A 12101-nucleotide genomic window follows, 5' to 3' on the forward strand; every position below is an offset into this window, starting at 1 on the left:
TTTTTCCTCCCTATATTAAATCGTATAGGATATAGGATTGTCTTGGGCGCAGCATCGTGCTAGCGATTGAACCTGTCAAGAGGCAAGGCAGCAGATGATTTCGACGAGACCGAAGGAACCCTCGACGGGCACAACCCAGATACCGCGCGCCAACAGCCTGGCGGGCGACGTCTACGAGGCAATCTTCAACCAGCTCATGTCGTTGAAGATTGCGCCGGGGACGCGCATCACGGTCGACAACCTGGTCAAGGAGTTCAACGTCTCCCATACGCCGATCCGCGAAGCCCTCGGCCGGCTTGAAGGCGAAGGCCTCGTCGTCAAGCAGCATCTGGTCGGCTATCGTGCCGCGCCGCAGATCACGCGCCACCGCTTCGACGAGCTCTATGAACTGCGTCTGCTGTTGGAACCTGCCGGCGCTGCGAAGGCAGCCGAGGCGATGAACAACGAAAAGCTGGCCATTCTCACCGAGGCCGCAGGCGTGATGACCCGCAGCGACAACAGGGACGAACGAGCGAACTATTCGGCCTTCGCGCGCCAGGACGCCATCTTTCACGACCGGATCATGGAATTTGCCGGCAACGAGTTGATCCGCGAGATGCTGACATTCCAGCACACGCATTTCCATATCTTTCGCCTGATGTTCCATCGCCGCGTCACCGAGGAGGCGCTCGCCGAGCATCAGACGCTGCTCGATGCCTTTGCGGCGTGCGACCCGGACGCGGCTGCGAACGCAATGCGCATTCATATCGAACATTCGCGCGATCGGCTGTTGCCGGCATTCGACGAAATCTGAGCAACTGCGCCGGGCAGGGACGAGCCTGCCCGACCTGACAACGAGGAGGAGAACCCATGCCAGGCAAGAAAATCCTGATGCTCACCGGCGATTTCACCGAGGAGTACGAAATCTTCGTCTATCAGCAGGCGATGGAGGCGGTCGGCCACACGGTGCACGTCGTGTGCCCGGATAAGAAGGCCGGCGACATCCTCAGGACATCCCTGCACGATTTCGAGGGGGATCAGACCTACACCGAAAAACTCGGGCACAACGTCACCATCAACAAGACGTTTTCCGAGGCCGAGAACCAGCTCGACCAGTATCATGCCGTCTACTGCGCCGGCGGGCGTGGACCGGAATATATCCGCACCGACAAGCGGGTGCAGGCGATGGTGCGTCATTTCCACGAGCAGAAGAAGCCGATCTTTACCATCTGCCACGGGGTCCAGATCCTGATTGCGGTCGACGGTGTCGTTCGCGGCAAGAAGGTGGGTGCACTTGGGGCCTGCGAACCCGAGGTCACCCTGGCGGGCGGAACCTATATCGACCTCTCGCCAACCGAAGCCTATGTCGATGGCACGATGGTTTCGGCCAAGGGCTGGACGGCGCTCGCCGCCTTTATCCGCGAATGCCTGAAGGTGCTGGGAACAGAGATCCACCACAGCTGAGACGACGGTACCAAGGAACAAAAGGCCCGGCAGGTGACATCTGCCGGGCCTTCTTTGCGGTTGGGCCTGCAATCACGCTCGGCCGCGGTTCCAGCCGCGGCCGCGGTCGCCGAACATTTCATAGCCGCCATCGGTGATGGCAAGCGTATCCTCCAGCTTGATGAATCCGCGCTTCGGGTGAAGCATCGTCGTCTCGACCGAGATCACGCTCCCGGCTTCCAGCGGTTTGTCGCCATCGATGCCATCATAGGTGACGGGGTGATTCGTCATGAGGAATGGCGCTTCGTGGGCGATGAGGCCCATGCCATGGCAGAAAAAGTCGGTGAAGGCCGCCGACGGCGAGGCCTTGAGCTCGGCTTCTGCTGCCTCAATCATTTCACTGCCCGGAGCGCCTGCCCTGACCTTGGCGAAGGCTGCTTGCTGGATGCATTCGACTTCGGCCAGAAGGTCCTCCAGCTCCGCATCCGGCTCGCCGAGCACACCCATGCGGCAGAGGTCACCGATATATCCGTGATAGTTGCCGCCGGAATCGATCGACAGAATCTCGCCCTTGGCCCAGGCCTGCGGCGAGCCCGCGCGATTGTGGCTGGAGCCGAGCGTCAGCAGGCAATATTCGAAGTGCAGGCCGCGGTTCGTTTCCTCTCGGCGCAGCTGCTCGATGATCTCCATCTTCGTCGAGCCGGCGCGGGCCGCCGCGATCGTCGCCAGCATCGAGTCGGTGATCAGTTCGGAAGCGCGTCTCAGCTTTGCCAGTTCATCCGTCGTCTTGACGGCCCTCAGCCGCTCCAACACATGCGTGGCATCGACAAATCGAGCGCCATCCAGCCGAGAGGCAAGCAGGTCGCGGGCGTCGGAGGGCAGGAAGGCTGGCTCGATGCCGATGCGCCCACCGGCCTTGCCGATCTTCTTCAGGTGCTCGACGGCGAGCCCTGCGGCATCCTGCGTGCCCCAGCTCGCCGTATGTACGGCGGGCGTCCAGAATGGGTTGTTCTGGTGCTCCGCGCCCTCCATGCGGTTGCCCACATAGGCGGAGTGATCGGGCGCGCCCTTCTCATAAATCACCATCGGCAGGTACCGGCTATGCCCGATCGCATCCATAGCGGCGAAGAAGATGAACTTATAGCCGCCCATGAGATATTGGGTGTTGTGTTTGGAGGTGGCGACGATGACGTCGATACCGGCTTCCTCCATGAGACGGTCGAGCTTGGCCGTATCGAACGGCGTCACGGCGGCCTGCCTTGTTTGCCCTGCATTGTCGTTCATTGTCTTTCCTCCCAGAAAATGGATGCGCTGCCTCAGAAGCCCGGCGGCAGCAGGCGGAAGTCCGGCAAATCGCGAAGTGCGAGCTCCGGCCCGGCCGGTGAGTAGACCACGAAGAGAAGCATCTTCCCGCCACCAGTGTTCTTCGTCGAATGAAAGCGACTTTCGGGAATATAGATCGTGCAGCCGCTCGCGACCTGCTGCGTGATCGGATTACCCTTCTCGTCCTCGACCATCTGCTCGCCCTCGCCGGAAATCACAAAAATGATTTCCTCCGCGCCCGGATGGTTGTGGCGGGAATGGCCCTCGCCGCTTGGCAGCTCGACGACGCCGCCGGAAAAGCGGCTGGCGCCGTTGACCTCGGGCGCCACAGTCAGCGACAGCTTGCCCCAGTCGAAGCCGAAGGCGCTCACATCCTCAGGATAGATAAAGTACTTGTCCTTTACCATGAAACCGCCTCCTCCACACCCTTCCTCAGACGACCGCGCCGATGGCGAGCGCCTTGAAATCTTCGGTCTGCTTGCGAATTGCGGCCTCTGCCGGCAGGCGCTCCATCGAGCTTGCGCCATAAAAGCCGTGGCAGCCAGGGCAACGCTCGAGAATGTAGCGCGCATCCTCCGGCATCGAGATCGGGCCGCCGTGGCAGAGCACGATGACGTCGTCGCGCACGGAACGCGCTGCCTTGGCGATCGCGGTGATCTCATCGATGCAGTCATCAAGCGACTTGCCGGATGTGGCGCCGATCGTGCCGCCGGTCGTCACCCCCATATGCGCCACGACGATGTCGGCCCCGGCCGCCGTCATGGCGATAGCCTCGCTCTCGTCGAAGACATAGGGCGTCGTCAACAGGTCGAGCCCGTGGGCGGTGGCGATCATCTCGACCTCCAGATTGTAGCTCATGCCTGTCTCCTCGAAACTCTGCCGCATCCGGCCGTCGAAGAGGCCTATTGTGGGGAAGTTCTGCACGCCGGAAAAGCCCATTGCCTTGAGGTCGGCGAGGAAGCGCGGCATCAGCACGAAGGGGTCCGTGCCATTGACGCCGGCGAGCACCGGCGTCTTTTTCACGACCGGCAATACTTCAAGCGCCATGTCCTTGACGATCTCGTTGGCATTGCCATAGGCGAGCAGTCCGGCCGCCGAACCGCGGCCCGCCATGCGGTATCGCCCGGAATTGTAGATAATGATGAGGTCGATACCGCCTGCCTCCTCGGCCTTGGCGGAGATGCCGGTGCCGGCACCGCCGCCGACGATCGGCACGCCGGCTGCGATCATGCCGTGAAATTTTTCGAGGATGGTGCTGCGCGGGATGACTGGCATCGATTTGTCTCTCAGGGGTTGGTTATGTCACGATAGGCCGCGACGGCGGCCTCGGCGAAATCTGGATCGTTGATATGGAGCGGCAGGCGAATAATATGTCGCGATGCCGTCGGCTTCACCGTCGCCTCGAGCGCGGCGAAAAGCGCGGCGTCGGCTTGCGGATCGAAGAACGGACCGCCATCGATGTCGAGGGCCGAAACGCCCTTTTCGGGAATGAGGAAACGTACGAGGCCGTGGCAGAGATTGAGTTTGTCGCCGATCCAGCGGCCGATCTGCGCGCATTCGGCCGGCGTCGTGCGCATCAAGGTGACGTTCGGGTTGTGCCGGTAAAACAGCCGGCCGGCATAACGCTCCGGGACGGTCTCCGGCGCCCAGAAGTTCACCATATCGAGCGCACCGACCGAGCCGACATAGGGCAAGCCTTTGCGAGCAATGGCGCCGAAACGGTCCGAGGTGGCGGGCAAGACACCGCCGAACAGCAGGTCGCAGACCTCGGTCGTCGTGATGTCGAGCACGCCAGAGATGAGCTCGCTGTCGGCAAGCTTCTCCATCGCCCGCCCGCCCGTGCCTGTCGCGTGGAAGACCAAGCAGTCATAGTCCGCTCGGAGGCGCTCGACCATAGCGGATACCGCAGGTGTCGTAACACCGAACATGGTAAGCCCGAGGGCTGGTTTGGATGCAGTCACCTCAGCCGGTCGGCGGGCCATGGCAGTGATCGCCTGGGCGGCGTTGTGAAGAATGATGCGGCTCAGCCGGTTCAGGCCCGCCATGTCCGTGACCGAGGGCATCATCACGATGTCTGAAACATCGACAAAGGGAGCCACATCGCCGGATGCGAGCGTCGAGACCATGATCTTTGGCAGACCGAGCGGCAATTGGCGCATGCCTGCGGTAATGATCGAAGTGCCCCCGCCTCCACCGATACCGATGACGCCAGCGATGTCCTGGCGCTCCACGAGGAAGCGCGCAAAGGCAATGCCCATCGCCTCGACCGCCGTTCCGCGGTCGCCGCTGGCAAGAACGGCTCCAGCCCCGTCCGGATGGCACGCCGCCACTGCGACGGCCCTCACATCGACGGAGGTTTGAGGCTCGCGGATGCCGACGTCGACACGGACGGCAGCCCCGCCCGCCGCTTCGATGCAAGCGGCCAGATAAGCAAGCTCCTCGCCCTTCGTGTCGGCCGTGCCGACCACGTAGATCTGCTTCATTTCCCCTCCGAGACCGGTTGGGTTTCCTCCCAGCATATCCCACGTCCGGGCAAAGCGATGGGCCCTTGCAAATTTGTGAGACGCGCGTATCATAAAGATATGGATGTCTCACGTCAACAGAACGAAACAGCCAGGACCGAGCGAGGCCCGCGTGCCCGAACGCGAAAACTGATGCTGGAAACGGCAACGCGGCTCATGCAGTCCGGCATTACTCCGTCGGTAAGTGAAGTCGCCGAGGCTGCCGAAGTCTCGCGCGCGACGGCCTACCGTTACTTTCCGAGCCAGGCCGCGCTCGTGCATGCCGTGGTGGATGAGGCTCTGGGGCCGATACTCAGCTGGTCGTCGGACAGTCCGGATGCACGCACCCGCGTTGCCGACCTCTTGGCGACCGCAATGCCGCGCATCGATGAGTTCGAAGCCACCTTCAAGGCGGCGCTGAAACTTTCGCTGGACCAGTGGGCGCAGCGCCAGGCCGGCACGCTCGGCAACGAGCCGCTGTTCACGCGCGGCCACCGGGTCGACCTGCTCAAGTGCGTGACGGCTCCCCTGCAGGGCACCGTGCCGGCCGAATCCCGCGAACGTCTTGCGCAGGCGCTTTCGCTTGTCTTCGGCGTCGAGGTGCTGATCGTGTTGAAGGATATCTGGGGCCTGACCTCCGAAAGCGCGCAGTCTGTTGCCGAGTGGGCCGCCAGAGCGCTTGTTGATACGGCGTTACGGCAGGCGGAGAGCAAAGCATGACGTGGGGAACCTTCAGATTAATCCAACAATTGGTTCGACCAGATGAAGCAAATGTGGTCGGGATTGGCGAGCAGGAACGTGAGTTCGCCCGACAAGTCTACACGAGCGAGCCGCAATTGTGGGAAGAGATCCAGAAGTCTGGAAGACGAACCTTCGCGAAAATGCTCTCCGAGGCTCACTCTTGACGATATTGGCATTTGGTACTACCAGATTAGAGAATAACATTCAGGCTTGAGATCTGAAACGCGCCAGGGTCGGGGAGGACCCCAGCACGAAAATCACCCAGGAGGATCGGGAAGCCGGATCGGGAGGCCCGCGATGACGCGGGAAGCGTGCATAAATGGGAGGAAACGTTATGCGCAAAACTATGGCCGGTCTCTTTGCCGGTGTCGGATTGATGTGGGCCTGCGGAACATCCGCACAGGCCCAGGAACTGACGATTTTCTGGGCCGAGTGGGACCCGGCAAATTACCTTCAGGAACTCGCCAACGAATACGAGGCTGAAACCGGCGTCAAGGTCACGGTCGAGACCACACCATGGTCCGACTTCCAGACTAAGGCATTCACCGAGTTCAACGCAAAGGGCTCAGCCTATGACATGGTCGTCGGCGACAGCCAGTGGATCGGGGCTGCGTCAGAAGCTGGACACTACGTCGATCTCACCGACTTCTTCACCAAGCACAATCTGACCCAGGTAATGGCTCCGGCGACGGTCAAATACTACTCCGAGTATCCGGCGAACTCGAAGAAGTACTGGTCAGTTCCGGCCGAAGGCGACGCCGTCGGCTGGTCCTATCGCAAGGACTGGTTCGAAGATCCCAAAGAGATGGAGGCGTTCAAGGCGAAATACGGTTACGACCTCGCCCCGCCAAAGACATGGGCCCAGATGCGCGACATCGCCGAATTCTTCCATCGCCCAGATCAGAAGCGCTTCGGAATCGCCATCTACACCGACAATTCTTATGACGGTCTCGTCATGGGTGTCGAGAACGCAATCTTCTCGTTCGGAGGCGAACTCGGCGACTACCAGAGCTACAAGGTCGACGGCATCATCAACTCTGACAAGAACGTCAAGGCGCTCGAATTGTATCGCGAGCTCTACGGCTTTACGCCTCCGGGCTGGGCCAAGTCCTTCTTCGTCGAGAACAATCAGGCGATCACCGAGAACCTGGCGGCGATGAGCATGAACTACTTCGCCTTCTTCCCGGCCCTGGTGAACGAGGCGTCGAACCCGAACGCCAAGGTTACCGGCTTCTTTGCCAATCCGGCGGGGCCGAACGGCGAACAATTCGCAGCGCTCGGCGGCCAAGGCATATCGGTCATCTCCTACTCAAAGAACCAGGAAGAGGCGATGAAATTCCTCGAATGGTTCATCAAGGACGAGACCCAGAAGCGCTGGGCCGAACTCGGCGGCTACACGGCAAGCGCCAAAGTGCTTGAATCCCCGGAATTTCAGAACGCCACGCCTTATAACAAGGCTTTCTACGAGACCATGTTCAAGGTCAAGGACTTCTGGGCAACACCTGAATATGCCGAACTGCTGATCCAGGCGAACCAGCGCATTTATCCCTTCGTCACCGCCGGCCAAGGCACGGCGAAGGAAGTGCTCGACTCTCTAGCAGCGGACTGGAAAGCGACGTTCAAGAAATACGGACGCAATCAATAGCAAACGCGATCAGCGGAGGGGCTCCGTCGCCCCTCCGTTTGCATTCTGCATCTCGCGTCCAAAGGCGCGGTTCGAGAGGGCGCGGCGCCCGGAATTCACTTCGCGCATCGTGATGCTTTTCCGGCATCCGGCGCCGACTCTCGGAGGAGGAGAGGATTGGCAACCGCAGTCATGACATCGCTGGACACGAAATCGCGTGCCGCATCCCGCGGCATGAGCGACATCCGCATTCGCAATCTCTTCATCATCCCGACGATCCTGTTTCTGATCATCTTCAACATCTTTCCGCTGATCTATTCGCTCGGCTATTCGTTCACGGATTTTCGCGCCTCGACGAACGCGCCGGCCAACTTTGTCGGCCTGCAAAACTACCGCGAATTGCTGAACGATCCTTTCATCTGGTCGAATTTCGCCATCACCGCGAAATATGTGATCGTCTCTGTGACAGGGCAGGTGATCGTCGGCTTCGGCACCGCGATGCTGCTCAACCGCGACATTCCGCTGAAGGGTCTTTTGACGACGCTGCTGCTGCTGCCGATGATGCTGTCGATGGCCGTGGTCGGCCTGTTCTGGAAGCTGCTCTACGACCCGTCCTTCGGCATCATCAATTACGCGCTCGGCCTCGGCTCCTTCGAGTGGCTGTCGAATCCGGACATGGCGCTCTATGCGGTCGCAATCACGGACATCTGGATGTGGTCGCCCTTCGTGATGCTGCTGTCGCTTGCCGGCCTTTCGGCCGTGCCAAAGCATCTCTACGAGGCAGCGGCGATCGACCGGGCGGGACCGTTCTATACCTTCTTCCGCATCACGCTGCCACTGGTGGCGCCGATCCTGATGATCGCAATCATCTTCCGTACGATGGAGGCCTTCAAGACCTTCGACCTCGCCTACATCCTGACCAGCCAACCGACGACCGAGGTGATCTCCATCCGGCTCTACAAGATGGCCTTCCAGGAGTGGCAGACGGGGCGCTCCTGCGCACTCGCCTACATCGTGCTCATCATGGTTCTTGCGATCACAAACATCTACGTCAAGTACCTCAACAAAGTGAAGGAGCGCTGAGATGGCTGCCGTCCAAACCCGCTCCGAACGCGCGCTGAACCGGGTGGCGATCGCCGCCGTATTGGTCATCACGTTGATCTTCCTGGCGCCGATCTACTGGATCACCTCGACGGCCTTCAAGCCGCGCAATCTCGCGACCACCATTCCGCCGACGGTGCTCTTCGAGCCGGAACTCTCGCCCTTCGTGAAGCTCTTCACCAAGCGCTCGCAACTGCGCGGGGCGCCTACCCCTGAAGAATATGCCGCCGCCCCCTGGTGGGAGCGGATGGTGTTCGACGGCGGCGAGAAGATCGTTCGCTCCGGCCGCGGCGAGGTGCAACCCTCCGGCTATCCGAACCGCTTCATGAACTCTCTGATCGTCGCCATCACGTCCACGGTGCTGGCCGTCGGCATGGGAACCTTCACAGCCTACGGCTTCTCGCGCTTCAAAGTGAAGGGAGAGGCAGACCTTCTCTTCTTCATCCTGTCGACGCGCATGCTGCCGCCCGTCGTCGTGGCGATCCCGATGTTCCTCATGTACCGCGTCGTCGGCCTCAACGACACGCATTGGGGGCTCATCATCCTCTACACTGCCTTCAACCTTTCCTTCTCCGTTTGGCTGATGAAGGGCTTCATCGACGAGATCCCTAGGGAATACGAGGAGGCCGCGCTCGTCGACGGTTACACGCGGATGGAGGCCTTTTTCAAGATCGTCATCCCGGAAGCGGCGACCGGCATCGCCGCGACCGCGGTCTTCTGCTTCATCACGGCCTGGAATGAATATGCATTTGCGCTGATCATGACGAACCGGCGCGCGCAAACGGCTCCACCCTTCATTCCGAGCCAGGTCGGCTCAGGCCTGCCGGATTGGACGGTCATTGCGGCCGGCACGTTCCTGTTCCTGCTGCCGGTCGCCATCTTCACCTTCCTGCTCAGGAACCATCTCCTGCGCGGCATGAGCTTCGGAGCGATCCGCAAATGACCTTGCGCGCCTTGAACCAGAAATATCTCGAACCCGGTGCGCAATATCTGATGATCCTCGGCATCATCGCGCTCTGCCAGCCCTGGAACCTGTTTCTGCATCGCTACGGCATAACGATGACGCTTGTCGGACTGATCGCCTTCATGGTGACGACCAAAATCCCGCGCGACGCGAAACCAGACGAAGGCAGCCATTCATGACGCAGATCGAACTTCGCGGGATTCAGAAATATTTCGGTGCCGTCCAGGTCATCAAAGACCTTAATCTCGCCATCGCCGACAACGAATTCATCGTGCTGCTTGGACAATCGGGCTGCGGAAAGACGACGACATTGCGCGCCGTCGCGGGGCTGGAGACGATCGACGAAGGCGACATTCTAATCGACGGGCAGCCGGTGCAGCATATCAAGGCATCCGGCAGGGACATCGCCATGGTGTTCCAATCCTTCTCGCTCTATCCGCACATGACGGTCTACGAGAACATCGCCTTCCCGCTCCGCGCGACCCGGATGAGCCGTGCAGATGTCGATGCGTCGGTCCGCGAGATCGCCGGTGTGCTGCGCATCACCGGTCTGCTGGCCCGCAAGCCTTCGGCGCTGTCAGGCGGCGACATGCAGCGGGTCGCGATCGGCCGCGCGCTCGTGCGACGTCCAAAGGCCATGCTGATGGACGAGCCGATCGGTGCGCTCGACGCGAAGCTGCGCGAGGAGATGCGGGCGGAAATCAAGCGTTTGCATATCAAGCAGGGTTCAACCACCATCTACGTGACGCATGACCAGGTGGAGGCGATGTCGCTCGCCGACCGCATCGTCATCATGCACGAGGGCATCCTCCAGCAGATCGGCACGCCGGAAGAGGTTTACGCGCAACCCGCCAACACGTTCGTCGCCCAGTTCGTCGGAAGCCCGGTCATGAACATGGCGCCGGCGACCGTCAGCGAAACGGGCAGCCATACCAGCGTGCAGGTCGGCGACGGGACGATCGGCTTCGAGTTCCCCGCCGTGCTGGCCAACCGCCTCTCCGACGCAAGAGCCGAGAACGGCAAGCTGACACTCGGGGTCCGGCCTGAGGGCGTGCTCGTTTCACGGGAGCCCCGCGAGGGCTTCATGCCGGTCGAGGCGCATATCATCGAGCCCCTCGGATCGCACGACATCGTGGACCTGAAGGTCGGTCACCAGATGATCAGGGCACGCACCAAGAGTGGTTTCGTGCCTGGTCCCGGCGAAGCCGTCTGGGCACGCATCGACCCCGCCCAGGCACATTTCTTCAACACCGCGACCGGCTCGTCGCTGGGGATCAGACTCTGATGGCGCATATCGAACTCAAGGGCATTACCAAGACCTTCGGCAACCACACGGCGCTGAAAAACCTGAACATCGACATTGCCGACGGCGAGTTCTTCGTGCTGCTCGGGCAGACCGGCGCCGGCAAGACGACGACGCTGCGCCTGATCGCCGGTCTCGAGAAACCGACCGCAGGCCAGATCTTCATCGACGGGCAGGACGTCGCCGACTGGGGTACCGCCGAGCGCGACGTAGCCCTGGTGCTCCAGCAATATTCGCTTTATCCGCGCTATACGGTGCGGGAGAACCTGGAATTTCCATTGAAATCCCGTATCCGCCGTGTTGAACCGGGGGAAATCAAGGAGCGCGTCGACCGCGTTGCGAAGACCCTACGCATCGAGCATCTGCTCGACCGCAAGACGGACCGGTTGTCGGGAGGCGAGATGCAGCGCGTATCGATCGGCCGGGCCATCGTGCGCAAGCCGCGTGTCTTCTTGATGGACGAACCGCTTTCGGCGCTCGACGCCAAGCTTCGCGAAGCACTTCGCACCGAGCTGAAAAACCTGCAGATGAATCTCGGCGCGACCTTCCTCTTCGTCACTCACGACCAGATAGAGGCCATGTCGATGGGCGACAAGATCGGTGTCCTGAACAATGGTCAACTGGTGCAGACGGGTACGCCGCAGGATATCTACCGAAACCCCGTCAACACCTTCGTCGCGCGCGCGGTCGGTTCGCCGCCGATGAACCTGATTGCCGGCACGCTTGCCGGCGGCGAGGCAGTGGCCAGCGAGGGCTACCGGCTGCCCCTCGGCAACGGACACGGGATCGCGACAGACGGTCGCCCGCTCACCTTCGGCATCCGTCCCGAGGACATTTTTCTCGACAACGGCGCGCCCGGCGAAGCACGGGTCCACGACGTAGAAAACCATGGGGTCGAAAAGATCGTGACGCTGCGCACCGGCGAGAAGTTCATCCACGCGACCGTGCCGACACAGACGGCGCTTCGAATCGAGGATGAGGTTCGCTTTTCGTGGAATCCGGAAAAGGTCGTGCTGTTTGACGCCGGAAGCGGTGTAAGCCTGCGGCACGCGGGCTGACCTCATCCGAACAATGGAACCGGTCTGGGCGGCACGGCGCGGGCGGGCAGCGTTTCATGCTGTC

General features: G+C 61.2%; 14 protein-coding genes. 10 read left to right on the plus strand and 4 right to left on the minus strand.

Annotated elements, in window-relative coordinates:
• The first annotated feature begins 94 nt into the window (after nt 1-94).
• Both HFO99_RS22120 and HFO99_RS22125 read left to right on the plus strand, forming a co-directional pair.
• Nucleotides 95-793, plus strand: a complete 699-nt coding sequence (locus HFO99_RS22120) for a GntR family transcriptional regulator (RefSeq protein ID WP_222363603.1) — start codon at nt 95-97, stop codon at nt 791-793.
• Between the two features lie 56 nt (nt 794-849).
• The gene (locus HFO99_RS22125) at nt 850-1443 is read left to right on the plus strand and encodes a DJ-1/PfpI family protein (protein WP_064246445.1); all 594 of its coding nucleotides are present in this window, start codon (nt 850-852) and stop codon (nt 1441-1443) included.
• A gap of 72 nt (nt 1444-1515) precedes the next feature.
• Here the strand turns inward: HFO99_RS22125 and HFO99_RS22130 are convergent, their stop codons facing one another.
• The 4 genes from HFO99_RS22130 to HFO99_RS22145 are packed head-to-tail and all read right to left on the minus strand — an operon-like array spanning nt 1516 to nt 5228.
• Nucleotides 1516-2706: a M24 family metallopeptidase gene (locus HFO99_RS22130; RefSeq protein WP_222301614.1), complete on the minus strand. Its 1191-nt coding sequence runs from the start codon at nt 2704-2706 to the stop codon at nt 1516-1518.
• 32 nt (nt 2707-2738) lie between these two features.
• Nucleotides 2739-3152: a cupin domain-containing protein gene (locus tag HFO99_RS22135; protein ID WP_222301615.1), complete on the minus strand. Its 414-nt coding sequence runs from the start codon at nt 3150-3152 to the stop codon at nt 2739-2741.
• A gap of 25 nt (nt 3153-3177) precedes the next feature.
• Entirely contained in the window at nt 3178-4020 is an 843-nt protein-coding gene (locus tag HFO99_RS22140) for a phosphoenolpyruvate hydrolase family protein (protein WP_222301616.1), read from the minus strand.
• An 11-nt stretch (nt 4021-4031) separates the two neighbouring features.
• Entirely contained in the window at nt 4032-5228 is a 1197-nt protein-coding gene (locus HFO99_RS22145) for a Tm-1-like ATP-binding domain-containing protein (protein ID WP_222301617.1), read from the minus strand.
• 99 nt (nt 5229-5327) lie between these two features.
• Here HFO99_RS22145 and HFO99_RS22150 point away from each other — a divergent pair, with 99 nt between their 5' ends.
• The 8 genes from HFO99_RS22150 to HFO99_RS22185 all read left to right on the plus strand — a co-directional run bounded on the left by HFO99_RS22150 (nt 5328) and on the right by HFO99_RS22185 (nt 12037).
• Nucleotides 5328-5966 carry a TetR/AcrR family transcriptional regulator gene (locus HFO99_RS22150; protein ID WP_222247525.1) on the plus strand — a complete coding sequence of 213 codons (639 nt, stop codon included), beginning with the start codon at nt 5328-5330 and terminating at the stop codon, nt 5964-5966.
• Nucleotides 5963-6151, plus strand: a complete 189-nt coding sequence (locus HFO99_RS22155; RefSeq protein WP_222363604.1) for a hypothetical protein — start codon at nt 5963-5965, stop codon at nt 6149-6151. The genes HFO99_RS22150 and HFO99_RS22155 overlap by 4 nt, the downstream gene beginning before the upstream one ends.
• 170 nt (nt 6152-6321) lie before the next feature.
• Nucleotides 6322-7632: an ABC transporter substrate-binding protein gene (locus HFO99_RS22160; protein WP_222301619.1), complete on the plus strand. Its 1311-nt coding sequence runs from the start codon at nt 6322-6324 to the stop codon at nt 7630-7632.
• A gap of 156 nt (nt 7633-7788) precedes the next feature.
• Nucleotides 7789-8694, plus strand: coding sequence for a carbohydrate ABC transporter permease (locus tag HFO99_RS22165; protein ID WP_017956807.1), 906 nt, complete (start codon nt 7789-7791; stop codon nt 8692-8694).
• A 1-nt stretch (nt 8695) separates the two neighbouring features.
• Nucleotides 8696-9655, plus strand: a complete 960-nt coding sequence (locus HFO99_RS22170; RefSeq protein ID WP_130745959.1) for a carbohydrate ABC transporter permease — start codon at nt 8696-8698, stop codon at nt 9653-9655.
• Nucleotides 9652-9855 (plus strand): hypothetical protein, encoded by a 204-nt coding sequence (locus tag HFO99_RS22175; RefSeq protein WP_222301620.1) that lies wholly within the window; start codon nt 9652-9654, stop codon nt 9853-9855. Before HFO99_RS22170 ends, HFO99_RS22175 begins: the two co-directional genes overlap by 4 nt.
• Nucleotides 9852-10961: an ABC transporter ATP-binding protein gene (locus tag HFO99_RS22180; protein ID WP_222363605.1), complete on the plus strand. Its 1110-nt coding sequence runs from the start codon at nt 9852-9854 to the stop codon at nt 10959-10961. The genes HFO99_RS22175 and HFO99_RS22180 overlap by 4 nt, the downstream gene beginning before the upstream one ends.
• Nucleotides 10961-12037 carry an ABC transporter ATP-binding protein gene (locus tag HFO99_RS22185; RefSeq protein ID WP_222301622.1) on the plus strand — a complete coding sequence of 359 codons (1077 nt, stop codon included), beginning with the start codon at nt 10961-10963 and terminating at the stop codon, nt 12035-12037. The genes HFO99_RS22180 and HFO99_RS22185 overlap by 1 nt, the downstream gene beginning before the upstream one ends.
• Nucleotides 12038-12101: the final 64 nt, after the last annotated feature.

This window comes from Rhizobium leguminosarum, assembly GCF_019798305.1.
Lineage (GTDB): Bacteria > Pseudomonadota > Alphaproteobacteria > Rhizobiales > Rhizobiaceae > Rhizobium > Rhizobium leguminosarum_U.